We start from the raw sequence: 25,977 nt of genomic DNA on the forward strand, positions 1-25,977 counted from the left end.
TGCCCGCCGGTACAGCGGTCAATGGCCGCGGACGTTCTGCAGGCGGATCCGTTGGATGCCGCTTTCGCTGGAGGTCTGCGACACACAACAGGCGAGATGGAGCGGCGTGTAGGCCTCCGTTGGATAAGTCATCCGAGCGAGCTCTTTCGTCCCGGCGAAGGCCCTTTTAGGATCAACCGGGTGCGTGACAATGTCGACCGGCGATTCATTATGGCACCGCTTGCAGGTGTAGAACTCGACGAACACATCTTCCTGGTCGGGGTACTCGACATAGTTCAGGGCGACCAGACGGCCACTCTTGAGAGTTTCATGCACGTCGCGGCGGCTCTTGAACGGGCCGAACATCTGGGACGTTTTCCAGGTCCCGCAGCGGTTGCAATATGGACGGTTGCGAATCGTCATGCCCATCAGAATCGGTAGCGAGGCAATGATGAGCAACTCGGTAAACCGGTAGATGATCGAGCCCGTCAGGCCGAGTGAGTTCGGAGCCGAACTTCCGTCGAGAGCGAACGAAATCGGCTGGCGGAACGTGTACGAAACGTATTGCGGGAACGTGCTGGCCTGCATCCGCTGCAAAAGTTCCGGGTTGCCCTGGAAATGATCGAACGCGTTTCTGGCGGGACCGGTTGTGTCTGCGCGAGTGGAGAACGCCTCGTAGTTCTGCGCGACGGTCCAATAGATTTCTGCTTGAGACCCCAGCGAAGTCGAGAGCCGGCTCTGCGAGACAAAGAACTCTACGGCGTAGGTAATCGTCAGTGTAAACAGTGCCGCGAGGACGCTGGCTGTAATGAGGCTTCCCATGTCTCGCACGCCGAAGATGTGCAGGAACTTCAGCATGACGCCGCCGTGCAGGACGCCGATCAAAATCGGTGAGACAACGAGCACCCACAGAAAGGCGTGGATCAAACCAAAGACGATCCCTGTGACGAATGCGGTGACCAGCATCAGGCCGCAGAGCAGGAGGAAGCCCTGAAACTCGAAACTCGACTCCACGCGGAATTCTTCGACCGGGAAGATCCCGAGAGTCCGTGAAGATACCTCCGACGAGGGGGATGGCTTCATAACGCCGGAGCTGGACGAGGAGGAGGCGGTGGACATGACTTGCCAGCCTGATCTGATTGGAGAAGCAGCGGACACGAACGCGAACGACTATCGCGGTGCGCATGGTAGAAGGCCGCCGACGCCCCGGCAAATCGGTTGGTGAAGATCTGATGAATACCCTCCGAGGTTCCCGTTCAGACGTATCGGACCGCAGCCAGGCGGGGGATGTCGGGGGAAAGGTGTCCGAGCGAAGCTCTTAGTCGGTCGTGGGATTCCTCGGTGTTTCCCCGAACATGTTGCAGGCCGAATGCGCCTGACAGTCCGGGGCGTCGGCTTGCCGATCAATCTGGATCGTCGTGTGACGAATCTTGAATTTCTCCCGGAGCACGCGCGACATCTCCCTCAGATACTCAGCGTCGCCTGTGGAATCAGGTCGAATCACATGAGCTGTCAAAGCGATGTTCGTCGTGCTCATCGCCCAGACGTGCAGGTCGTGCACTTCCGTGACGCCGGGATCGTCCCGCAGGGCGGCGGCTACGGCATGAAGATCGATCGACTGCGGCACCGCCTGCATGGCCATGTTGACCGACTCGGTCAGCAGCCCCCACGTTCCCCATAGAATCAGAGCGGCGATGAGAAGACTCAGAACGGGGTCCACCAGAGTCCACCCCGTGTAGTAGATCACGATTCCACCAATCACAACGCCCAGCGACACTCCGGTATCAGCCGCCATGTGGAGAAAGGCTCCGCGGATATTCAGGTCATGGTCGTGATCATGCTTCTGCACAAAGAGCAGCGTCGTGACGAAATTCACGACGACCCCGATGCCGGCGACAATGATCACCGTCTGGCTGTCTGGCACGCTCGGTTCCTGAAAACGGCCGATTGCTTCCCAGACAATACCGCCAGTCGCCATCAGGAGAATGAGGGCATTGAACAACGCGGCCAGGATAGTGGCCGACTGATACCCGTATGTCCGTTTGGAGCTGGGGGGGATCTGGGAGAGAGCGTGCCCGCTCCATGCCAGAAGCAGCCCCAGAACATCGCCCAGGTTATGGCCCGCGTCGGAGAGGAGCGCGAGCGATCCGATCTGGAATCCGAAACCGGCTTCCACGAGGACGTAGAAGACGTTCAGCGACACGCCCCATCGGAAGGCCCGATTGTAGTGGAAGTGGTGGGCGTGATCGTGCATGACTCGTGTGACTCCTGGGAACCTCGGGAACTGCCCGGCCAGTGTATCACGTCATCACAATCGATCGAGAGCAATCAGTAATCGTGGCGTCCCATTTCTGCGGCAATGATCTCTCGGGAGAGGAATCGCCGGGCCCGGCTCAGTTTCTCCGCCCCATAGTTGATGACGAGATCCTCTTTCAGGCCGGAAAGCACAACCGTCTGTTGACCCCGGTCATGATTAAGCAGCAGGAGCCGATTCATGTCCAGGTCGTTCCTCGATAACAGGGTATTGCCCGTTGCCGGGTCGAGAACCTCGAGCAGCAGCGTGCGGTTCTGATCACCGGGCCGCTTCTGATGCGTGGCGCACAACAGGAGGAAGGGAAGGTCTTCTCCCTGATCTTCGACGACCGAGCGATGCGACAGCACGCGGGTCCACTCCAGTTCATTGGTGCGAGTGTCGACTGCCAGGACCTGCCCGTTTATGTGTGTCAAATCCCAGGGCGCATCGGTGAAGCGACTGGTGTAGCCATCGGCTTCGTCGATGCGCTGGGTCTGGTAAAGATTCACCAGATACCGCGTTCCGCATCGCACGACTCGCAGATAGTTGGCCTGGTCGAAATCGTTGTCGAGGACAAGATCGATCACCATCTCGGCTTCGTCGGGGCGGAAGATCTTGAGGTGCCGGTTGTCGAGCAGCAGAGTGATCTCATTCTCAGAGGTGTGATAGAGGTCGTGGGCGCCGAACGGCTGATCGAGCAGCAGTTCTTCCTTCTTCGGATCCCACAGCCGCAACGACCGCTGATGCGGCGACTCGGCCGAGACGGCCAGATACAGCATGCATCGTCCGAAGGCCTGTCGGGTGCGCTGAACATGGTACGGCGGATGCTCCAGTTGCATCTCGCGGAGGACTTCCCCGGTGCGGGTTGAAAGCAGGGTGTACGTGTTCTGGTCCGGATGGAAATAGGCGAGTACATCTTCGTCGCCGATTAACCCTGTGTTGCGATCGGCCCACAATCCACCCTGCGGGTTCAGATCCGTTCGCTTCCACAGCAGGCGGCCGTTTCCGGGATCGATGCATGTCACGGCTCGGGATGTCTGCACAATGCAGAACCCTTCACCGACGGGGCCGAGCTCCACTCGGTGTTTACGGTCGCCGCAGCGGACTCCGTGATGCGGCGTGTATCGGGCGACACCGGCTTCGTCATGGGTGCAGCTCAGCGATCTGCTGGCCAGGATCGAGCAGTGATTCGCCACGCCGCGTTCCCAGATCGGCTTCCCTTCCAGAAGCGAGATTCCATAAAGGCGACCTTCTGCGATAACGGGCAGAAGATGGCCCGTCTGCTTCGAAGTTCCATTGCCCAGACTGACCCGAGATCCCGGCAGCACGAACTCGCAACGGACACGGCCGGTGTGGCGATCGAGGAACATCACGTGCTGCTCCTCGACAGAGGATCCGCTCGAGTCGTCGCTGTTCTGCATCGCGGCCAGCACTTCAGAAGACCCGGAGTCGAGTTCGTTTCGTTCGTAAGTTCTGTGGACCATCAACCATCCCTGTCGCGTGTTCTCGTGCAGGAGCCGCGACTTCATGAACGGCCCGTCGTGAAGCAACGGATAGGAAGGTCTGCTCGTGATGGAAACACTTTGCACGGGAGCCAGTGGCCCGTTGGCCTGGCGGTAAGCCCGCCACGTCGGATGCTGACGATCGAAGTGCACCATGAAGTTCTGGTCCGCAGAAACCACGCTGAGTTGTTCCGGATCCGGCGTGGTGTGTCCGAGCAGTTTCAGGAAATGACTGTCTCCGCTGTCGGCGTTGAACAGTTCCGGCTGCCAGTTGAGCTGGGTGTGCCGTTTCATCGTATCCATTGAGGACGAAAGCTCCGCCAGATTCGCGGCGGCCAGGGTGTGGCAGTCCAGTTTCGAATACAGCGAAATCAGTCCCTGCATGGCATAGTGCCGCGTCGCCGGCAGGCACGACTTCTTCATGCTCAGCAGGATTAACTCGGCTCGCTGATACGCTCCCGTTCTCGCGGCTCGTTCAGCCAGTTCTCGTGCGACATGATCCCGCAGTTCGTGAATCTCATTGGAGTCCGATTCCGACCAGCCGCCTTCCTCCTCCGAGCATTCGCCAGACGCGACGGAAACGCTCTGGTTCTCGAAGTCATCTGAAAGCAGCTCCAGGAACGTCTCCAGTTGAGGAACACTCAGGAGCCCGAGTTGAGACAGACGATCATCGCGAATCTCGGCAATCAGTTTCTTCCGCTCTTCGCGAGACAGTTCACCGAGCAACTGGCTGTAGATTCCGGGAATCCAACTGGTCGAAGTTGTGACATGACCGGGATGTCCGCTGGCGGGGATGGCGATGTGCAGCCCGATGCTGGCAAATCGATCGGTCGCCTGCCACAGTCCGGCTGTGTCCCGCGCGACGATCAGGTGTTCAATCTCTTTGACCAGGAAGCGAGCTCGCTGTTCCTCATTCTCAACCAGACTTTCGATCTCCTCAAGCAGTGCCACGCTTTCGTTGCGGCTGCTGAGTCGACGATCTTCTTCCAGTTTCTGGTAGAGCAATTCCCGATACAGATTCACTGTCGTCTGACGCGTGTCGCGGTCAGCCATCGCGAGTTGCATCGCCTGGCGGAGATGTCTTCCGGCTTCATCGGTGCGACCCATGATGACCTCGGCTTCCGCGAGAGTTTGCAACTGCGTTTCGCTGAGAGCATCGGCTTTGGCAACCTCGTTTAATTCTCTGATGACGGCTCCAGCCTGGCGGAAGGCCACGACTCGGTCGATGCCGACTGAAACGATCAGATCCCGATAAGACATGAGGTTGCCGAGAGGAAACTGATAGCGATCGCTTGTCGAAGGCTGCTCGTCGAGACGGCCATCCTGCAGCCGCAGATCGGAACCGACCGACCGGCCGTCCGAGATATTCAAGGCAATGATCTGACCCGATCGTCCCGCTCGAGCAGCCGAATCGGCACTCTCCTGTGGAGTAGCCGGAAGAATCGACCGCTCATCAGCGACTGGCAGGAGGAAGACGTCGCCCACCTGAATTCCGTGCCCGCACACGATTCCGGTCTGCGTTTCCCACAGATTCTCCCCAGTCTCCGGATTCACGGCGCGGCAATTGTGGCTACCAACAACGAGCAGGAATTCCTCTTCGCGATTTTGCGAGTCGACGTGAGTTGTCGAGACTCCCGCCAGATACTCGGCACCTTTTCGCGGAATGGACCAGAGGGCTTCTCCTGTACGCAGATCGCAGCACTGAATCGACTGCGAGCGATCCGGCAGGACAATCACCTGATCTCCGCAGACCACCGGATAATTGAATGCTCCGGGATGCGAGTATCGTGTTGACTGAGAGTAGGTCCAGCGACCCGAAGCCTGACGGCTGTCGGAGTCTGCGTAGCAAACTGTCCAGGCAAGGGTGCCGAGGTCGGCATGCAGGGCGATCAGCTGGCCGTTGCCATTGTCGCAGAGAATCAGACCATTCGTGCAGATGAGCGGAATCGCCTGATTCGCCCGCACAACATCATGGGCCAGGGGCCGGTCTACATAGCTGATCGACTGAGTCCAGATCAGCCGACCGGTTGCGGACTCCAGAGCGGACACACAGATCTGGCTGTCGAACTCACTGACAACAAAGGCGATCGTTCCGGAGATCGTCGGCGAACCGAAGAAGAAATGGCCGGCCAGATCATGTGGCCGCGCATCAGAGGGGCCGTCCACCCGAGTCAACAGGCCACGGTAGTCGATCGACCACTCCGGCACTGCCGCTGAGGTCGTGTCGGTTTCCGGGGACAGCTCAAGCGCGACGAGCCGGTTTGTCAGGACCGCCACATCCTCCGCATTGTGATGAGCTGGGCTGGACTCATCGAGCGGAGGATAGGCGGCTGTTCGATTGAAAGCAGGGTCGGGACGTCGCTGAATGTCTTCGACGGCAAAGATCCGTTCGCCGTCGGTCGAAAGCCGGCTGATGACAGAATTGGAAATGTGCAACCGTTCCAGGCCCGGGTGACTGGTCGTGATTCCCGTGTACGGATCGACCTGCTGCTCATACACGACCGAGAGCGGGCTCTGACTTTGGTATTGCCATAATGGCTGCTCTGATGAAGCCCGGGATTGCGAGGGCAGGGGATAGGCGCTGATGACATCGAGATCCCGGAACACGAGCACATCACCCGCACAGACTGCGAAGAGCGAGGTAATCGCCGGTTGAAGTTGCTCGCTGCGTTGTGCCGACCAGTCTTCAAGGCTGGCTCGCAGCGTCCTCGACTCCGTCTCAGGCTGTAGTCCGAAAGCCTGGCGTAAGATCTGCCACTGAACACTCGACATGGGCGAGGAATGTTTGAGCGCCGTGCCAGACGTTAACTGACGTCCATGGTGCCAATCGCTATTATCGCTAATTATGCTCGTATGGTAGTCCGACAGCTCACGGCTCATCGCGAGCAGGGCTTCGGGTCTCGCAACCCTGGACTCCGACAGCGCTGATTCAAGAGCGGGGGCATCGAGCGTCGCTGCGGCCACGTGGGCCCGAGCATAAAATGCTTCCGGCAGATGACGGGTATGGCGTCGCGATTCCAGCAGCTCCGTCATCCCACGGATCGACTGCTCCAGTTCGCCCTTGTCCCAGGCGTTGCTGATCAGCTTCAACATCGCCGTCCGGCCTGCATCCGTCTCGAAATAGCAGCGGGCCACATGGCGGCAACTGTCAGCGTCGTTCACGTCGAGCAGAGCCTGGGCCTTCGAGCCGTAGAGCTGTTCGTAGACGGACCAGAGACCGCGATAGCGGTTAAACACGTCGGCCGACAGCTGACGAATCGTGCGGATCTGCTGCCCGCTCGTCCATTCGAAGGAATCATTCGGCTGATCCATGAGCTGCTGGTAGATGCCGGCGGCTTCGACCCACTGTTCTTCATTCGCCAGGGCTTCGAACCGATCGAGCATCACGGCCAGATCCGGCCGGCGCAGCAATGTCTGGTTCACGACCCGTTCACGGCGGAAATCTGTGTCAGCTTCATAGAATGGAGAGTCTTCCGCGGCAACACGAGTGACGGCGGTTGAGAGGGAAACAACGGCCAGCACGCTCGAGAGAAACTGGAACCGCCGGTTCGCTTTCACGGAAGAATCGGACCTGGGGCGGGAAGAGTTTCTGCGAGGCAGATCTGATGTCTGCTTGCGGCGAAACTTCGCCATGCTGCGTAATCGCTGCATTGTCTTCTCCTCATGAGAATGACCAGGAAGTCTTTTCCTGGAGCGTCTTGCCCCTGGGTAAGTCGGATTCCTGCCCGGAAGAAAAGCGTGTGCCAGGACTCGCTTTTTCCTCAGCCAGATCAGTCCGACAAACACGGCACGTTGTAGTTCTCGAGGTGCGAAGCAAAAGCCATGCCTAATAAGTTTGCGGCCTTCACCGCAAAACTTCGTCGCATGCTGGAGATCGAGCCCTGAGGGCAAGACCCTCACCGGCAACCGGCAGCGTGATTCACACTGTCGGCGATCGTTCAGCTTGCAGATGCCCTGCTCATAAAGAGTTAGGGCATCCTGTTGTCTTCAGGTCGGAGGAAAACCGCTCGCTTGGGCGGGCGATTTCACCGTCAGTCATCTACGTCTGTTGATACGCTTCAGACCGAATTGAAAGTGGCGACGTCGTTTGTCTCAGGCATTCATGTTGAAAAAGTATGCAGCCAGCCGCTTTGCATGCGGCTGAAATCATTCTGGGGGAAGAAAACTCCGGGAGTCAGCAGTTCCAGAGCAAAGATCAGCCTTCCGAGGTGATTCCGCTCTTCGTTTTCCTTGCGATCCGCTGGTTTTCTCCAGTGATTTGTCGAATGAATCGGCAAGTCACGACGCTGTGCACAGGGCACCAACTCTAAATATCGGTCATCCGCGGGACGGGATTTAACACAAAACTCGTTTTCTTCCTAGTGAGAAATCTGAATATGGCGGAAGTACGACAGCCCGATCCTCAGGTCGGCCGCAACCGGATTCCCGTTCGTTGTGCGAGAGTGCCTCTTAATGAAGCACCGGGCGTTGAGGCATCGGCAGAGAATAGCCCTGGAGTCCATCTCCATGACGGACTGTTCGAAAACGGACTCGCAGGTCGATTCAAATCGGCTAAACTCAGGGGACTGCCCCTGTCGAACCTCATTTGTCCTGATCCTGTGATGCAGGCACATCTGAAGATGATCTGACATCGACTCTGATACGCATACTGAAGGAAGGATCGGATGAAGCTGGGAATTCTGTCGTGCAGCCCGAACTGTTACAGCACGCGTCGACTCCGTGAAGCAGCGGAGTACCGCGGACACAAAGTCAAAGTGCTCAACACGCTCCGATTCAGTATTGATGTCGCCCAGGGCGATCCCGATCTTTACTATCGCGGCAAGCCTCTCAGCGACTACGACGCTGTGCTTCCGCGGATCGGCAATTCGATCACCTACTTCGGCACCGCCGTTGTACGACAATTCGAGCAGATGGATGTCTTCTGTGCGAATTCGTCCAACGGGATCGCGAATTCCCGGGACAAACTCCGCAGTCTGCAGATCCTGAGTCGGCATCAGATCGGCATTCCAGAGACGACCTTCGTCCGGGATCGGTCCGACGTCATTCCGGCGATCGAACGCATCGGCGGGGCTCCGGTCATCATCAAGTTGCTCGAAGGAACGCAGGGCGTTGGCGTTATACTGGCCGATACCGTGAAGGTCGCAGAAGCGATTATCGAGACTCTGCAGAGTGCCCGACAGAATGTTCTTGTTCAGAAGTTCGTCAAAGAAAGCAAAGGGCGGGACATACGGGCCTTCGTGGTGGGCGATCGCGTTGTCGGAGCAATGCGGCGAATCGCCCAGGGGACCGAATTCCGCAGCAACGTGCACCGGGGCGGTCGGACCGAAGCGGTTAACCTGGATGAGAAGTTTCGCGAGACCGCGGTCCGGGCCGCACAAATCATGGGACTTCGCGTTGCTGGAGTCGACATGCTCGAGAGCAACGAAGGTCCCCAGATCATGGAGATCAATTCGTCGCCGGGGCTGGAAGGCATTGAGGGAGCGACCGATCTCGATATCGCCGGAGCGATCGTCGATTACATGTCGGCTGAAGTTTCTTTCCCCGATCTCGATATCCGGCAACGACTCACTGTGAGCCGTGGCTACGGGGTGGCGGAACTGTCGATTCGGGAAGGTTCGGAGATCGTCGGCAAGACGATTCTGGAATCGGGGCTGCGGGAACGGGACATTAACGTCCTCACGCTGAATCGAGCGACAATGATCATTCCCAATCCAAAATCAAGCCGCGTTCTGGAACCGGGCGATCGGCTGCTCTGCTTCGGAAAACAGGAAGCGATGCGAGATCTCGTGCCGGAGCGAACCCGCAAAGCCCGCCGACCCAAGGTCAAGAAGCTTCCCGATCAGAGCACTCCGCATTAAAGTGCAGTCATGCGGGCACTGCGGAATGACGACGCAGGCGGAGGATGACGAGAAGGAAGCGACGGCATGCCGGACCGAAAGTATCGACTGAAAAAGCGTTCGCCTCATCGCTGGGGAGACGTGAGAGTCGAACCGGGGCAGTCGGTGGAAGTGTCGCTGGTTGTCGCGGAAAGCTACAGCAGTCTCTCGATACCGATTCCGGTCATTGTGCAGCGGGGGTTGGAAGATGGACCAACCGTCTTCGTGACGGCAGCTCTGCATGGCGACGAGATTAACGGCACCGGCGCGATTCGGGAGTTAATCAGTCACCGGCGGCTGAACCTGTTGCGAGGAACGGTTATCTTTGTCCCCGTGGTCAACATTCTCGGGTTCGACCGTCACTCCCGCTATCTCCCTGATCGACGCGATTTGAATCGCTGTTTCCCCGGATCGATCGAGGGGAGTCTCGCGGGCCGCATGGCCCGGCTGATTTACGAAGAGATCATCGGCAGGTCCGACTACGGGATCGACCTGCATACGGCCGCCGTGCGGAGGACGAACTTTCCGAATGTGCGGGCCGACATGACCAACCCCGAGGTCGCCCGTCTTGCCAAAGCCTTCGGATGCGAAATCATCCTCAGTGGAACCGGACCGGATGGATCCTTTCGCCGCACAGCAACGGAAGCCGGTTGCCCGACCGTGATTCTGGAAGCCGGCGAAGTCTGGAAGGTCGAGCCCGGCGTAGTCGAGTACGCCGTGAACGGCATCCACTCCGTACTGTCCGAACTGCGAATGGTGGAAGGGCACCGAGCCGAACCCCCGTTTCAGGTGACGATCCAACGAACAAAATGGATTCGTGCCTCACGCGGCGGATTTCTGCACTTTCACGTGCGACCGGGAGATCTCGTTCGACGTGGCACGCCGTTGGCCACGAACTCGAGTCTCACCGGCGTTGAGAACAACGTGTTGATTTCTCCGGCGAAGGCCATCGTCCTCGGTATGACGACACTCCCGGCCATCGCCCCCGGCGATCCGATCTGTCATCTCGGGTTGATTCCAAAGCGGTACCGGGAACTTGAAAGAATTCAGGCATCGCTCACCCAGGACGACCTGCACGGGCGGGTCCTGGAACACCTCTCGACCAATATCAGAGTGACAGACAGACTGGAGCCGGAGTCGGACGACAGCGAAGGAATCGCTCAGGAGGAAACGACGGAATAATGACGCGACTGGCTTTGCTTCGTAAGAGATTCATGCGGAACACGAAGAGACTCCGCTTCCGCCGACCGAACGTGGGCGCGCGGCCCGGCGTGCTCGTTTTCTCGGATGAAGCGACCGAAACGCAGGTCAATTCCATCTGTTATTCGCCGGATGTCCTGCGGCACAATCCTGAGGACCTGGAAGACCTCGTCGCCAACAAAGACGTGCTTTGCTGGATCGACGTGCAGGGGCTGAAGAGCGAAGTCGAAATCAAGCGGATCGCAAAGCTCGCTTCGATTCCTGATCTGATGCTCGAAGACATCGTCAACGTTCCCCAGCGCAGCCGCAGCGATTCTGTCGATGGTCGACTGTTGATCGTGACCCGCATGATTCGACCGGACAAGACGGGAGCGATTTCGATCGAGCAGGTCAGTATTTACGTTTACGAGAACATCATCGTGACGTTCCAGGAAGAAGAAGGGGACGTGTTTTCCGCCATTCGTCAGCGACTCCACAATGCCAAAGGTCCGCTGCGAAACAGTAAGGCCGACTTCCTCGCTTACACGCTGCTCGCCACAATCGTCGATGCCTACTTCCCGCTGCTGGAACATATGGCTGACCGGCTGCAGATTCTGGAGCATTACGCCCTCATGCGGCCCACTTCGGGGCTGCTGCGGCATCTGGTCTCGGCTCGAAACGACGCTCTGAGGCTGCATCGGGCCGTCAAACCGCAGAAAGAGCTCTTCGCCGGGATGCTTCGAGACAAGACCAGTCTGTTGAGCGAGGAAGTCCGGATGTATCTCAACGACTCCCATGACCACACGATCCAGGCTGCCGATGTCACCGATACGCTTCGTGAGATGTCGATCAATCTGCTCAATCTCTACATGTCGTCGATGGCCAACCATACCAACGACAAAATGAAGGTGCTGACCATCATGGCCAGTATCTTCATTCCGTTGACGTTCATTGCCGGTGTTTACGGGATGAACTTCGATTACATGCCCGAGTTACACGTCGTCTGGGGATATCCAGCCGTCTGGATTGTCATGGCGGCGACCGCGATGGCCCTGATGATCTATTTCTATCGCAAAGGATGGATCACCGATCACAATCGAGATCTGGACCAGACGCTTCGCGAGCATTTCTCCGAGATCGCGACCCGCCATTCGGTCAAATAAACCTGCAGACTCCCGCGAGGCCCGGCATGACAGCGACATCTTCCACCGAACGAGTTCCAACTCCCACGGCTCCTCCAACATTCGGGCAACGGATCTTTCGTCGATTCATCGCCGGGGTGCTCTTCGTCCTGCCAGCCGTGGTGACGATCGCCGTGGTCTACCAGATTTATCTGCTCGTCAGTCACTGGATCATCGAACCGGTCGCCATGCTGATTATCCCGCCACGTCTGGAAAATCAGTACTGGCAGGCGATTGAAGATTACGTTACGCCGCCGCTCTCGCTGCTCGTGGTCCTGGGCGTGCTCTATCTGGCCGGCTATCTGTTTCAGACGCGGATTCGCACCTGGTTGAACTGGCTCTTTTCGCACGTTCCGGGTGTCTCGACGATCTACAAAGCGATACTCGACGTCGTTTACGCCTATCAGGGACCCGACGGCCTGAAGAAAATTGACGAAGTTGTTCTCGTGCCGTTCCCCAGCGACAAAGCCCGCATGGCGGGGTATCTGATGTCGCGAACGAAGGACGCGGCTACGGGCGAAGAACTCTGCTGTGTCTACATTCCGCTTTCGCTGTTTCCGCCCGCCGGGTACACGTTGATCTACCGGGCTGAAGACATCATCTTCACTGACTGGGATGCGGCGGATGGCTGGAAGATCCTGCTTTCCGCGGGATTGACGCTCCCCGATCAAATCCCGTTCCAGCTTAATCGCACGCCGGAATAGCAGGCGGATGAATCGCTGCCGGCGATTCTACTTCCCCAAACCGGTGTCGGTTGTTAAGTTATCAGTCGAAATAACGCATCCGGGCAGGGAGGGACGATGTGTTTCTGACGTGTTCCATTCGGCGCAAGCTGTTTGTGCAGTTTGGCTTAGTGTTTTCAATGCTATTGTTGATGGCCATAGCGTCCATCGTTGGGCTGGTTTCGTATCGGGACGTCGTGTCCGATCTCCAGTACAGCATTAACGATGCGCCACGAAAAGCCGAACTGATTGCCGCTGTGGACATTCTGTTCCAGCCGCTGCTGCTGCATCCGCCACAGACGGGCTTCGATCCCGCTGCGTTCGCACAGACCCAGCACGGCCAGTTCGGAACGGCTCTCCGACGTTCGAAGGTCGCCGTCCGCGATTTTCTCAGTCGCCTCGAAACCTTGCCCGATCAGTCATCGATTCAGATCGACGATTATTCTCTGCTGCGGCAACGCGTCGTCAATACGGTGCAGTACCTCGATGAAGAGTACGAACGGGGACGGATTATGGATCCCCGCCAGCGAGCCGAGGCTGTCAACTGTTGTCTTCAGCAGTTGAATGCCCTCAACCAGTTCATCAGCAGCGTGCCCGATCCATTTGATATCTTCCTGCCGCGTCTGGCCGAGGCCGAGAAGAATCTGCAGATGTGTCTGAACATCGTCGTGGTGTCCAGCGTCATCGCGCTGATTCTATTCCTCTGCGTCGTCGGCAGCAGCAATCACTGGATCTTCGAGCCGATCAAAACCCTGCACCGGGCGGCCAAGCGGGTCGCCAATGGCGACTTCCAGTACCGGGCGGAACTGTATACCAAAGACGAAATGAACGAACTGGCCGACGTCTTCAACCAGGTCACCGCCCAGTTCTACGAGATCAACCAGGACCTCGATCGAAAGGTCCGCGAGAAGACCAAGGCTCTGATTCGTTCCGAGCGGCTGGCCGGGGTCGGTTTCCTCGCGTCCGGTGTCGCTCACGAGATCAACAATCCGCTGCACGTGATCTCGACGATTTCCGAGTCTCTCGAAATGCAGGCCGAGACTGTTCTTTCAGGCTGCGACGAGTCGGACCGGGAGATGTTCACGAAGTATCTCTCGATGATTCAGACCGAAGCCTTCCGCTGTCAGGGAATCACGGAGAAACTGCTCAGTTTTGCCCGAGGTCAGGAGACGCCGCGAGCAATGACGGACCTGACGGAACTCAGCCGGGATGTCGTGAGCATGGTTTCGCATCTCAGCAAGTTTCGCGATCGCCACGTCGAACTTCTCACCCAGGAGTCGGTCTACGCGGAAGTGAACGCCGGCGAGATGAAACAGGTCGTGCTCAATCTGGTCTCGAACGCTCTGGAAGCGACAGAGAGCGGAGGACGTCTCGATATCGAGCTGATGTCGCTCGGAGACGAAGTCCAGCTGATCTTCCGCGACGATGGTTGCGGAATGACGCCCGAAGTGCAGGATCAGTTGTTCGATCCTTTCTTCACCCAGCGCAAGGGGGGCGGGGGAACCGGACTGGGACTCTCGATTACACTTCGAATTGTTGACGACCATGACGGGTCAATCGAAGTGTCCAGCGACGGCCTCGGCAAAGGAAGCACATTCCGGATCAAGCTTCCCCGCACGGCCAGTTCCGGCATCGTCGGTGAAGAATCCTACATCGCCAATGATCAGTCTTCGAGTTACTACGCGGCCTGATCGGAATCGCAATTTCGACGTCCCGATCGCCTCAGAGATCCACGGCAGCCAGATATGCAGGACGAAGCCTCTTACATCTGTGACTCGTGTGGCGAAGAGATCATCGTACCGATCGATCTCGCCGCTGGCTCTCATCAACAGTACGTCGAAGACTGCCCGGTTTGTTGCCACCCCAATGTCGTCCACGTCGAAGTGCTCGACGCAGAGACGATTCATGTCTGGGCGGAACCGGAGAGCGAGTGATCGGTCCTCAGAATCCCGCGAGGTCGTCTTCGTCCAGACCGTAGTCAGGGTCCACGGGATCGTGACGGGCTGTGGCCGAATCAATCGGCGTTCCGAGTACTTCATCCGGTCGCGGCACGTAGTCCTCGTCCAGATAGAATCCGGAGCCCACTTCCGTGCACAGACCAATCACCGAGTTGGCAATCTCCATCTCGACATCGTCGCACCGCCGTGATTTGTTCGTCGGTGCGGGAGTTATGGTCCGTTCGAACTGATCCAACTGTCCGAGACGCCGTGCGTCCATCAATGCGTAACGATCGAAGACCGCTTCCGCTTCGAATGGTTCTGGATCCTCTTCGATTTCGGTCACCGGAATGACGGAAATTTCGAATCGATCCTCGTCGTCAGATTCCTCCAGCGGAATCTGGGCGTGCGCTTCAAAGGAAGCGTCGTACTCGAGCTCGGCCATCTCGGTCTCGATGTCCCAGTTCTTATCGAATGGACAGTCCAGGCCCGAGGTTTCGCTGACCGTCGTCTGGTCGACATCGCGGGTGTGTGCGAGCGAACACTCAACTTCGTCCACGTTCTCGGCTGTCACTGGTTCGTCCTCAAACGAAGCCTCTTCGGCAACGGTCGGCTGTTTGCTGACCTGTTGTTCTTCCTGTTCGGCTCGCAATTCCATTTCGAGGGTTGCCAGCTCGAAGTCGCTCGTGCTTTCGTCGAGTGGTTCGTCATCGAGATCGATTTCGAGAGCCTCGAGATCATCGTCATCAATTTCGACAGCTTCAGGAATCTGGGGCGAGTGCTGTGAGACGGGTTCACGTCGGACCGGTTCAGCAGGAGCGCCCACTTCGAAACTCGTTGCTGACTCGATTTCGAGTTCGGCTTCTGTGGGAAGGTTCTGTCGCTGAACGTCGGACTCGCCGCCAATTTCGATCGTATCGGAGACGCCCTGTTCGAGCGTTTCGACCTCGGTCGTTGGAGGAATGTTCCAATGCAACGGAAGCTTCTGCAGTTCGGAGAGTGCCCGCTGGACGTGGGTGACACTGACCCGGCTGGCCTTGCCTTCGAAGGCCAGCATGCAGGCGTGATCGCACAGCTGATTCAGACACCGAGGATTTCCGTCGGCGGCATACACGATGAGTTCCAGGGCGGCTTCGTCGAACATCTCCAGAAGCTCGCCGCCGCATTCCTGAACGCGGGTGAGAATGAACTCGACGGATTCCTTCTGCGTCAGCTCATCGAGGCAGACGTGGGCTTCGAGTTTGTGATTGATCGCCTGCAGACTGCGACGCGCCAGAACTTCTTCGAGCACCGGCTGGCCGGACAGCACGACCCGAAAGACCGATCGCGACTGATAGATGAAGTTCGTGAGCGAACGAAGCTCTTCCAGAATATGCTCTTTGAGCATGTGGGCTTCGTCGACAATCAGAGCGATGCCGGTCCGGTACATGGCCAGATCCCGGCCGTGGGAAACCAGCTCGAGCCGAAGTTCCTGTTCGGTCATCCGCCGATAAGGCCGCTTCAGTTCAAACAGAATTGCCTGCAGCAGCGAGCTGCGGGTTGGAAAACTGGCATTCAACAGCAGAACGGGCAGAGGATCGTCTGCCAGCTTTTCTGCCAGTGTCTTGCACAGAAGTGTCTTGCCGGTGCCCGCAGCGCCCGTCATCAGCCCAATTCCGACGCCCTGACGCACCGTCAGATCGAGGGTGTTGAGAGCATGTACGAATGATTCGGAAAAGTAGGCGAAGCGAGGATCCGGGACCGATGTGAATGGGCGGCCCTTCAGATGAAAATGTGTCTCATACATGCGCCGAACATCCCTGTTCCCAGTGTGTCACTAATAAGAATTGACCATCGGAATGCGCGTTAGCCCGCGGCGTCCGAACCCGCATGAGCGGAAAGTGCCGTCGCTTCCCAGATTGCCCAGCGTCCGTGCTGAGTCTGCCGAGGAATCGACGATATCGTCAAAATCGGCATAATTTGCCAAAACCTTGAATGGCTCTATCGTGATGGCGGACATATCCAGTGACTGCGATTCGTACCGCCTGGTCATGTTGTGGGATATAATTCGATGCCCACGGAATTCCCGAGGTGCTTTCGTCTTCCAGAAAACCGAACCGGCAACTGGTATGCGTTGTGCACCTCAAACCTGCTTCCCGTCGGATATCAATTTTGACAGCGCCGCATAAGGTCTCTGAGATTTTGACAGAACACACTGAATACACTGCCCGTGTTTCTTCGACCATTGATGCCATTCGCCTCGTCTTCGGACTGCAGGACGCGAATCTCCGCAAGATTCAGGACGTTTTGCCCGTTCGTGTGGTCTCAGTCGAAAACGAGATTCGGATCACCGGTAACACTGAGAAAGCGGTTGATGAGGCGCGGCAGGTCTTTGAAGAACTCTGCCAGATTGCCAGTCGACGCCGCCAGATTTCCGACCGGGATCTCGATCGGGTGCTCGCGCCTGTCACTCCGATCCCAAAAATGACCGCAGAAGATGCTGAGCCTCTCGGAGAACTGCAGATCCGTCCTGCGGGCATTGTTTCTCCCAAGACGCAGGGGCAGGCTCGGTACATGAACGCCATTCGGGATAGCGATCTGGTGTTCTGCAGCGGCCCGGCCGGTTCAGGAAAGACCTATCTCGCCGTCGCCCTGGCACTCGAAGCCCTCAAAGCCGAACAGGTTCGCAAGCTGGTTCTGGTTCGTCCGGCCGTGGAAGCCGGTGAGAAACTGGGATTTCTGCCGGGGGACCTGCTGGCCAAAGTGAACCCCTTTTTGCGCCCTTTGCTTGACGCTTTGCGCGATATGCTCGACTATGATCAGGTCCAGAGATACATGGAACACGATGTCATCGAGATTGTCCCGCTGGCATTCATGCGAGGTCGAACCCTCAACGAGACTTTCATGATTCTGGATGAAGCCCAGAACACGACCGTGACCCAGATGAAGATGTTTTTGACGCGAATGGGAACCGGTTCTAAGATTGTGGTTACGGGAGATCAGACGCAGAATGACCTGCCGCCCCATGTCACGTCGGGACTCAACGATGCCATGAAACGGCTGCGGGGAATTCCAGGGACGTCGGCCGTCAAACTCGATGGTCGCGATATCGTGCGACACCGACTCGTCCGGGAAATTGTCAAAGCTTACGACATCGGCAGCTCGCCGAACCGCTCTTCGGAATGAAAGATTTCAGTCACCTCGCTAGAATAGCGCCGCCGCACACGTCGACGCCTGACCGGCGGTGCATCGCCTGACAACTCAGAAGGCTTAGCTCGAGTCTGTCACCGCATGCCCTGCCCGTATTGCGTGTGCCTGGTACCACATGAAAATCTTCACTTCTCATAAACGTTCCCGGGTCACGAGAAAGTCCCCGCACCGGCCCGCCCACCATGTGGTCACGCAGTTCTTCTCGCTGAAGTACCATCGCGGCCGACTGCTTCGGCTGTTGATCGGTCTCGTGGGAGCGATTGCGATCGTCACTTCGCTGCAGAGCTGGGTGCATCCCTTCACCTATCGCATTGGGGACCGGTGTCCCGACGGCGTGGTCGCCCGGATGACCTTCCAGGTGACCAACAGTTTTGAGACCGCGCGACTTGCCAAGGAACGCGAGCGGCTCGTCCCGCTGATCTTCCGCAACAATCCTGAACCGCTGAAAATGGCTCCCCAGCAGTTGAAAGCCGCGCTCGGCGCTGTCGCGGAAGCCGATACGCTGGCCGATCTGAATCCCGAGGTTCGTCAGGCGTTCGGGCTCGTTCAGGCACCCCCGGCCGCTGAAGCTCCCGCTGTCCCCGGACAGACGGATCCAGCGGCGACTGATCAATCTCAGGATGTTCGATTCCGCTTCGAGCAGCTCAAGCAGGCAATTACCCCGCTGGATGCCCAGCAGTTCGATACGCATATCGCAAGTATCATCGATGAGTTCACCCGGTTCCTGCGTCCGATTATCAAGACCGGAATTCTGGATCCACGCGATCTGGAACGGCGCGAACTCTCGCTCGATTCGACGTTGGCCATTGTCGATGCAGATGTCGATCTGCCGCGGCCCAATCCGCTTGAAAACACCGAGGTCTGGAATCCGGCCACGATTACCGATGTCTCTCTGAGTGACCTGCTGAACGACGCCGGTCTGCTCAGCCAGTTGTGGTCGGACTACGCCCGACTGGAGCCAATCCGGCGATCGCTGGAACGCTGGATGAGGAATACCGTTCGCCCCACGCTGGAATACGATCAGGCGATGACCCAGACCGCTCGTCGCTGGGCGGGGCAACAGGTTGAACCGGTTTACGACCTCATTAACGAGGGAGACGAACTCGTTCCCCCGGGCGAACTGATCGACCAGAGTCGACTGAATATTCTCCGTGCGGAGTACGATGCGTTTCTCGCCATCTTCCCGATCGAGGCCCGGCTCGGGCGACTCGCGATCGTCTTCCTGATGGTTTCAGTCCTGCTTCTGATCTCAAGCTGGTACTGGAAACGTTTTGAACCGGTCGTGGTCAACAGCTGGGCGCGGCTTTCGGTCTATCTCGCTGTAATCGCCATCGCGTCGTTCGTTGGCCTGCTGAGTTCCTTCGATCCGGTCCGCGGGGAAATCGCTGTGGTTGTCGCCACAACGATGGTCATCTCGATTGCGTACAACCAGCGGCTCGCCATTGTCACGGCGTTTCTGCTGAGTCTTCTGATTACCATGGCGACGCGGATCAACGTCTCGCAGTTTACGGTCATGCTTGCCGCGGCGACGGCAGCCGTTATTTGTCTGCAGCGTGTCCAGTCCCGTTCGACCATCATCATTGCCGGCTTCGTTTCCGGAGTGACGACACTGATCGTGTCCTGGGGCATGACGGTACTGATTTACCCCTCCGCATCGCCTTATGTCTGGTTCGATCTGGTTCAACTGCAGCTCTGCCTCAAATATGCCGGCTGGTGCGTGCTGGCCGGATTTATCCTCGCCGGCAGCCTTCCGTTTATCGAGTCGACCTTCGGCGTTGTGACAGGCATCAGTCTGCTGGAGATGAGTGATCCCTCTCATCCTCTCTTGCAGGAACTGGTCCGCAAAGCTCCCGGGACTTACAACCACTCCATGGCCCTGGCCACGATTGCCGAAGCAGCTGCCAAGACGATCGGAGCCGACGGCTTGCTCGTGCGGGTGGGCGCCTACTTCCACGATGTCGGGAAGATTCCCAAAGCCGAGTACTTCATCGAGAACCGGGCCGCCGGCGCGGTGAACCGACACGATACGCTCGCTCCGGCCATGAGCACGCTGATTATCATTGGCCACGTGAAAGACGGCGTCGATCTGGCGGAAGAATATCATCTTCCTCAGGTGTTGATCGATTTCATCGAACAGCATCATGGGACCACCCTGGTGGAGTACTTCTACCACGCGGCCAACATGAAGGCCGATGCCGATCCGGAACGCAAGCTGGATGTAGAAGAAGCCGCCTTCCGCTATCCCGGCCCCAAACCCCAGACGCGCGAAGCGGGGATTCTGATGCTGGCCGACCAGGTCGAATCGGCGAGCCGCACGCTCAGCGAGCCGACCCCGGCTCGTATTCGCACGCTCGTGCACCAGTTGACAATGAAGCGACTGCTCGATGGACAGTTCGACGAATGCTCACTGAAGCTGAGCGAGATTCATCAGATCGAAGAATCGCTGATCAAGTCGCTCATCAGCATGCACCACGGCCGCATCGTTTATCCCGAGTCCCCCAAAGAGCAGAAGCCTGCCTGACCCGAGCCGATGGAACAGCTCCACATCGAGATAATCGACGAGCAGGTATTCGCAGCCGTCGATCACGATCAACTCCAGCGGGCGGGTCGCGTCGCTCTGGACTTTCTGGGGATCGAGCAGGCGGAACTGAGTGTGGTTCTGCTCGATAATCCGTCCATCCACGAATGGAACCGGAACACCCTTCAGCACGACTTCCCAACCGACGTCATTACATTCCCGCTGAGCGAACCGGGCGAATTACTGGAAGGCGAACTGCTGATCTCCGTCGAAATGGCCGCGAGCATGGCCGCCGAGATGGGCTGGTCGATGCAGAACGAATGCACGCTCTACCTCGTCCACGGCATCCTGCATCTGGTCGGCTACGACGATTTGAACCCGGCCGATCAGCTCCAGATGCGAGCTCGCGAACGCGAGCTCCTCGAACACCTCGATATCACCCCGGGACCAAACGACGATCGCTGGAGTTGACCCGTCGTCGAATTCAAAGACCGCGGAAGCGTCAACAGGCAGCTGGGTGATGACCCGCCCCCTTCGTAGCGGCGGCATCCTGCGCATCCGGCCGCCGAATGGACGGTGGAAGCGATAAAAGCGGTCCATGTGCACTGGCGTAGATAGCTGGCCGAAGATCAGCCGGGAGACTCCGCTCGCGTCGAGTGCCGACTATGCCCATTCGACGGCAGGATGTCGCCGCTACGGAGAAGCGATCAGTCATGGAAACCCCGTCCGTTGATTCAGCGGAACACACCGCTCGCCTCAACGGGCAGCAGCCGGGTAATCCGCCAGTGTTTTCCCCGGCGAGTCAGTTCAAAGCAGATGCGTGGCTCGGGAGGATCGTCCGGAGCTTTCAAGTCACTGGCTGTAATGATCGGTCCGGATGTCGGAGAAGGAGCCGGCACTGGAGCCATTCGAGCAGTCGCGTACGGTTCGACAGGCAAAACCTGGGGAGGGACTTCAGTCGAGGCCGCTTCGATCCGAGGAGTTTGCCTCGGGGATGTGACAGGACGTTGGGCCGCCTTCGGAGCATGCTCGACGTCAAATAGCGGAGCATCGGGACTCGGGGCGAGCGACGTCTGTTCCTCCGACTCCTCGGCCGGCGGATGGATGTTGACGACGGCGACGGCATAAGACCCGCGAATGTACAAGTCCCAGTTCAACTGAGGCAGAGCAGCCATCGTGCTTGACCAGGTTTCATCGGTCTTCTCAGCTTCCTTGCCCTCTTGCATTGAGTACGTAGGGCTGGCGAGGTTCTCGAGAGCCCGGACCAGAAACTGGCTTGGATCCCGCAGCACGCGGCTCGCTTTCACGCAGGAGGTGCGAAGTAGCGAACTCGATGCGGACGGTTGAACCACCCGGTTCGTGGCCTGATCATAAGTCGTCGTCATGAGCGTCCCCATAACCTCCTGTCGAACTTTCGGCAATTCGTCGGTCATGCCCGGTCCGAGTGAGTTCCCGACGAGGTCGTTAATCGAACGAACCAACAGGTACGCGGACGGATCGAACTCCTCCCCCTGCAGAATCGCGTCGACCTGTATCAGCCCGCCATACACGATGAGCAGTCCGCTCTGAAACCGGATCTCTTCGTCATCGAGCAGGGCGATGTACCCCTCAAAGTCATTCCGGCTTAACCGGTCGAGACACGCCCGCAGTACCGCGTCCGGAGAGGACTCGTCGAGGGCCGGCCTTTGTTCCTCAGCGTGAACCGAGAAGGTCGGGATGGAAAGCAGCGTAAAGAGCAGGAGCGTGCGGAGCATGTTTCGATTCCTTGAAACTGCGTGAACTTGTGATGTCCGAATGCCTCAGTTCTGCGATTCGATAAAATCCTTCATCGCCTTCATCGTCTCGGGGCTGACATGGTGCTCGATGCCTTCGCTGTCGGCCACCGCCGTCGGGCGACTGACACCCAGGGCGAGCAGAAAGTCGAGGACGATCTGGTGCCTCTCTTTGGAGGCCTTGGCCAACTTTGTGCCTTTGCTTGTCAGCTCGATCGGTCCATACGGTTCGGTGGTGACGTAGCCATTCCGCTGTAAGCGGCCGACGGTCCGATTGATCGTAACATGACTGACCTGAAACTGCGTGGCGAGATCGACCGCGCGGCACGTTTCATTCGCGGCGATGATATCGAATATCGCCTCGACGTAGTCTTCAGTAAGTTCGGTTGCGTGGTCGGATCGGGTCCGACTGTGTCGATTCTGTTTCGCGGTAGCCACTTGCATTTCCTGGGTAAGTCTCGAAGTCGCTCCAGAATATCGGATTCTAAACGCTCGATCCATAGGCGAATACCGATATTTAGGTTGAATGAATTCTCCGCGGGATCGCTTGCAAGAAAGTTAGCACTGGCTAAACTCGAAGAGGTGTAGTACAGGCTAAACTTTATGAAAGGGCGATTCGATGCAGAGACGAGGCTTCACCTTGATCGAACTTCTGGTGGTGATCGCGATCATTGCCGTGTTAGTCGGGCTGTTACTGCCGGCCGTCCAGCAGGCCAGAGAAGCGGCTCGACGCAGTGCCTGCAAAAACAATCTCAAGCAGATTGGGCTGGCCATGCACGACTATCACGATACGCACTCCTGCTTCCCTCCGGGTTACATTTCTTACGGGACCCGAACGGGAACCGGTCCGGGATGGGCACAGATTGATCCCGATACTTGGGACGCCGCCCCCGGCTGGGGCTGGGCCAGTCAACTGCTGCCCTTTCTCGAACAGGGGAATCTCATCGATCAGATTCAAACCGAGCTGCCGGTCTGGGCTCCACAGAACGCAGCCGCTGTCGCCGCGAAGCTCCCGGTCTTTCTCTGTCCTTCGACCTCGGGCGGCGACGAGTCGTTTGTCGTTCAGGATGACGTCGGCAATCCCCTTGACCACGGCAACGGTCCGATTCGTCTCGGACGGTCTCACTATGTCGCCAGTCATGGACAGGAGTCGTGCTGGGGCGACTGTGGATCTGCTCCGACGAACATCATTTTCACCAACATCTATACGTCGACCACGACCGTGATCAGCGGCGTGAATGGTGATGTCTCGAAAGTGGCCGATGGCCCGCTCTATCGAAACTCGCGAACCGCATTTCGTGATGTGACTGACGGCACCTCGAACACGATCTTCCTTGGCGAGCACTCTTCAAAACTGAGCGAGAAAACCTGGGCGGGCGTCGTACCCGGCGCATTCACGCATCCCGGCTTCACCACTCCTGAGAACGGCCCCGATGCTGCAGCGACGCTGGTTCTCGTCCACGGTGGCCCGTCAGGCGGCGAGCTCGATATTACCGGGACTCCGATCATCCATCCGGTCAACTTCCCGACTTATCATGTCGGGCAGATGTACTCCGAGCACCAGGGGGGCGGGCATGTCTGTCTGGGAGATGGCAGCGTTCGCTTTGTCAGCGAGAACATCTCGCTGCTCACCTGGGCCGAACTTTCCAGCATGGGAGAAGGGGAGATTGTCGGTGAGTATTAGGAATCGACTGCGATTGGCGGCGTGTCAACTGGCGTTGATATGTGCGGTGCTGTTCTCGGGATGCAGCTACGGCGAAGTCAGCGGAAATACGTATCAATACGCCAAAGCGTTGTACTCAATCTGCAATCGTCACGACGCCGAAGGGCTTGAAAAGGCCTCCCGGCAGATCGCCGCCGCAGAGGCCCAAGGCGAGATCACAACCCAGGAAGCCGAGTGGTTGCAGGAGATCGTCGCCGAGGCTCGAAACGATCACTGGGAAGACGCGATGCAGGACTGCCGACAAATGATGGAAGATCAGATCGGACAGCCCTAGCAATCCTTCAGGCAGGCTTCCGCCCCCCGGTTCGTTCAATCACAGTAAAACGATCCACGACGTTCGACCGTATGTCAGTTCAACGTCTGCCATACGGCGAATGTCTACTTCCGTGGAGGCTACGGCTTGGCCTTCGTCTTGGGAGCCGACTGCTGGGCCTGGCGGCCGAGCATGGTTTCGGAGAAGCCTTTCAGGTCGGTCCAGAAGGTTCCGTCGCCGGCGAAGATCAGGTTGAGTTCGATGTCTTCCGGCAGGCCGTTGGCGAAGACCCACATGTTGTAGGCATCGCCGGTGCCGAAGGCATCGACAGCGAGTTTGAACTTCTCGGCTTCGGCTTCCGCTTTCACCTTTTTGGCTTCCGCGGTCGCCTGTCCCAGCAGGACGGTGGCCTGGGCTTCGAGCAGCGCGACTTCCCGGTCGATCTCCGCCACAAGTCGCTGCGTTTCCGCCAGTGTCTGCTGAGCGGTCTTGAGACCTTCCGCCATCGCGTTAGCGACAAGTTTCTCGGTCTCGGCACGGATCTTTTCCGTTTCCAGTTCGACTTTCTGCTCGGCTTCTTTCAGGTCGCCCTGCGTTTCCGCCGTAATCTGCTGCTCGATTCTCGTCAGTTTCAGTTCTTCGGAGATGAACGCCTTTTGCTTGAACAGGCGAATGTTTTGCGGAATGTAGATATGCCGGACGAGGCCGTAGAGCAGGGTGATGTCCTTCTCTTCGAGAGCGATCTTGAACTCGTCGGTGGCGGCTTTCTGGAACTCCTGTCGCGACTCTCCCACGAGCAGATCGACCGCATCGTACTTCGAGCCGATCGTCCGACAGATCGATTCAATCTGTGGCAGTACGACCTTGGTTTCGATGGCCTGCACGTTTCCGAACTTCCGGATCACTTCCGGAGCCTGATCCGGGGTGATTCCCCAGATCGCCGTGAAGTCCATGGTGATGTCGAAGGCATCGTTGGACGGGAACGAGATTCCCTTCTGAGTCTGCATCACCGTCGGTTCGCCGGCTTCGTCGTACTTCAGTGAGCCATCTGCGTTCTTATTCAGCTCCGCTTCGATGGTCTTCTCGCGGTAGCCGATCTCCACGATGTCGATCTGTTGTTCGCGAGCGTTGACCGGGTAGATCCCCGGCGGGAAGACATCATTCTGGATCCCTTTGACGGCTCCCGTTTCCGGATTGTCCGTCAGATTGGTGACGACGCCGACATGGCCGGCGGGAATCTGTACCCAGCCAGCGTACTTCGTCTGATTGCCGTCCGTCGTTTTGACGAGCGTCACCTTCTTGAATTCATACGCGTAATCATTCACGCGATACCGACCGGGACCAAATACCTTGCGCAGGTCGCCTTTGTATTCGGTTTCACCGAGATCGCCATCCACCAGGTACTTTCCACCGGAAAGGGCTTTGCCAGTCTTCGAGGTCGCGATTCCGATCTCACCGGGCTTGATGACCACATCGGGAACGAGCTCGTAGTCCCAGTAGGAACGGAGCGGCGAAAGGAAATGGCGGCCCGGGCCAAGCATCTCCACCAGCACGCCTTTCTCAATGATGTTTCCGTTCTCGTCGAGAGTGGCGAAGCCGGTCTTCGAATCGGGAAGGTTGTGATACGGCAGAAACGGGAGCGGGGGCCCCTTGAATCGCAGCCGCATGCTGTAGCCTTCCGGAACATAAATCCGGTTGTAACCCCACTCGACGATCAACCATCCAAAGACGAGAAGGAGGATCAGTGCGATGCCGGCCAGGATACCGTTTCGTGGAAATCTGCTCGAAGAAGTCGTCGTGCTCATGGGATAATCTCGTTGGTTCAGGTCAGCGGAGATAAGAGGTCAGGAGAC

Annotated in this window: 18 protein-coding genes; 11 read left to right on the forward strand and 7 right to left on the reverse strand. The window is 57.9% G+C overall.

What is annotated here, in order from left to right; genetic code table 11:
- Nucleotides 1-18: 18 nt before the first annotated feature.
- From L1A08_RS00435 to L1A08_RS00445, 3 genes are all read right to left on the reverse strand, one after another.
- Nucleotides 19-1,098 (reverse strand): hypothetical protein, encoded by a 1,080-nt coding sequence (locus tag L1A08_RS00435; RefSeq protein WP_238752991.1) that lies wholly within the window; start codon nucleotides 1,096-1,098, stop codon nucleotides 19-21.
- Nucleotides 1,099-1,297: 199 nt separating this feature from the next.
- Entirely contained in the window at nucleotides 1,298-2,233 is a 936-nt protein-coding gene (locus L1A08_RS00440; RefSeq protein WP_238752992.1) for a cation diffusion facilitator family transporter, read from the reverse strand.
- Between the two features lie 74 nt (nucleotides 2,234-2,307).
- Complete coding sequence (locus tag L1A08_RS00445) at nucleotides 2,308-7,425, reverse strand: outer membrane protein assembly factor BamB family protein (protein ID WP_238752993.1); 5,118 nt, start codon at nucleotides 7,423-7,425, stop codon at nucleotides 2,308-2,310.
- A gap of 1,013 nt (nucleotides 7,426-8,438) precedes the next feature.
- Here L1A08_RS00445 and L1A08_RS00450 point away from each other — a divergent pair.
- The 6 genes from L1A08_RS00450 to L1A08_RS00475 all read left to right on the forward strand — a co-directional run bounded on the left by L1A08_RS00450 (nucleotide 8,439) and on the right by L1A08_RS00475 (nucleotide 14,666).
- The gene (locus L1A08_RS00450) at nucleotides 8,439-9,632 is read left to right on the forward strand and encodes a RimK family alpha-L-glutamate ligase (RefSeq protein WP_238752994.1); all 1,194 of its coding nucleotides are present in this window, start codon (nucleotides 8,439-8,441) and stop codon (nucleotides 9,630-9,632) included.
- A 66-nt stretch (nucleotides 9,633-9,698) separates the two neighbouring features.
- Entirely contained in the window at nucleotides 9,699-10,832 is a 1,134-nt protein-coding gene (locus L1A08_RS00455) for a succinylglutamate desuccinylase/aspartoacylase family protein (protein WP_238752995.1), read from the forward strand.
- Nucleotides 10,832-11,992 (forward strand): magnesium/cobalt transporter CorA, encoded by a 1,161-nt coding sequence (gene corA / locus L1A08_RS00460; RefSeq protein ID WP_238752996.1) that lies wholly within the window; start codon nucleotides 10,832-10,834, stop codon nucleotides 11,990-11,992. The genes L1A08_RS00455 and corA overlap by 1 nt, the downstream gene beginning before the upstream one ends.
- Before the next feature lie 26 nt (nucleotides 11,993-12,018).
- Complete coding sequence (locus L1A08_RS00465) at nucleotides 12,019-12,714, forward strand: DUF502 domain-containing protein (RefSeq protein ID WP_238752997.1); 696 nt, start codon at nucleotides 12,019-12,021, stop codon at nucleotides 12,712-12,714.
- A gap of 170 nt (nucleotides 12,715-12,884) precedes the next feature.
- Nucleotides 12,885-14,423, forward strand: coding sequence for a sensor histidine kinase (locus tag L1A08_RS00470; protein ID WP_238752998.1), 1,539 nt, complete (start codon nucleotides 12,885-12,887; stop codon nucleotides 14,421-14,423).
- 54 nt (nucleotides 14,424-14,477) lie between these two features.
- Nucleotides 14,478-14,666 carry a CPXCG motif-containing cysteine-rich protein gene (locus L1A08_RS00475; RefSeq protein WP_238752999.1) on the forward strand — a complete coding sequence of 63 codons (189 nt, stop codon included), beginning with the start codon at nucleotides 14,478-14,480 and terminating at the stop codon, nucleotides 14,664-14,666.
- A gap of 7 nt (nucleotides 14,667-14,673) precedes the next feature.
- On the opposite strand, the gene L1A08_RS00480 is transcribed toward L1A08_RS00475, so the two are convergent.
- On the reverse strand, nucleotides 14,674-16,455 hold the full coding sequence (locus L1A08_RS00480) for an ExeA family protein (RefSeq protein ID WP_238753001.1): 1,782 nt from the start codon (nucleotides 16,453-16,455) through the stop codon (nucleotides 14,674-14,676).
- Nucleotides 16,456-16,850: 395 nt separating this feature from the next.
- Between L1A08_RS00480 and L1A08_RS00485 the strand changes: the two genes are divergently transcribed.
- The 3 genes from L1A08_RS00485 (at nucleotide 16,851) to ybeY (ending at nucleotide 20,847) form a co-directional block, all read left to right on the forward strand.
- Nucleotides 16,851-17,834, forward strand: coding sequence for a PhoH family protein (locus tag L1A08_RS00485; RefSeq protein WP_238753003.1), 984 nt, complete (start codon nucleotides 16,851-16,853; stop codon nucleotides 17,832-17,834).
- A gap of 139 nt (nucleotides 17,835-17,973) precedes the next feature.
- Nucleotides 17,974-20,379 carry an HD family phosphohydrolase gene (locus tag L1A08_RS00490; protein WP_238753006.1) on the forward strand — a complete coding sequence of 802 codons (2,406 nt, stop codon included), beginning with the start codon at nucleotides 17,974-17,976 and terminating at the stop codon, nucleotides 20,377-20,379.
- 9 nt (nucleotides 20,380-20,388) lie between these two features.
- Nucleotides 20,389-20,847, forward strand: a complete 459-nt coding sequence (ybeY, locus tag L1A08_RS00495; protein WP_238753008.1) for an rRNA maturation RNase YbeY — start codon at nucleotides 20,389-20,391, stop codon at nucleotides 20,845-20,847.
- 263 nt (nucleotides 20,848-21,110) lie between these two features.
- Here the strand turns inward: ybeY and L1A08_RS00500 are convergent, their stop codons facing one another.
- Nucleotides 21,111-22,130, reverse strand: a complete 1,020-nt coding sequence (locus tag L1A08_RS00500) for a hypothetical protein (RefSeq protein WP_238753010.1) — start codon at nucleotides 22,128-22,130, stop codon at nucleotides 21,111-21,113.
- A 45-nt stretch (nucleotides 22,131-22,175) separates the two neighbouring features.
- Complete coding sequence (gene mntR / locus L1A08_RS00505; RefSeq protein ID WP_261362666.1) at nucleotides 22,176-22,649, reverse strand: manganese-binding transcriptional regulator MntR; 474 nt, start codon at nucleotides 22,647-22,649, stop codon at nucleotides 22,176-22,178.
- 118 nt (nucleotides 22,650-22,767) lie between these two features.
- Here mntR and L1A08_RS00510 point away from each other — a divergent pair, with 118 nt between their 5' ends.
- Entirely contained in the window at nucleotides 22,768-23,832 is a 1,065-nt protein-coding gene (locus L1A08_RS00510) for a DUF1559 domain-containing protein (protein WP_238753014.1), read from the forward strand.
- On the forward strand, nucleotides 23,822-24,145 hold the full coding sequence (locus L1A08_RS00515) for a hypothetical protein (protein WP_238753016.1): 324 nt from the start codon (nucleotides 23,822-23,824) through the stop codon (nucleotides 24,143-24,145). Before L1A08_RS00510 ends, L1A08_RS00515 begins: the two co-directional genes overlap by 11 nt.
- Before the next feature lie 119 nt (nucleotides 24,146-24,264).
- Here the strand turns inward: L1A08_RS00515 and L1A08_RS00520 are convergent, their stop codons facing one another.
- Entirely contained in the window at nucleotides 24,265-25,929 is a 1,665-nt protein-coding gene (locus L1A08_RS00520; protein ID WP_238753018.1) for an SPFH domain-containing protein, read from the reverse strand.
- Between the last annotated feature and the right edge of the window lie 48 nt (nucleotides 25,930-25,977).

The sequence above is a fragment of the Rubinisphaera margarita genome, from assembly GCF_022267515.1.
Lineage (GTDB): Bacteria > Planctomycetota > Planctomycetia > Planctomycetales > Planctomycetaceae > Rubinisphaera > Rubinisphaera margarita.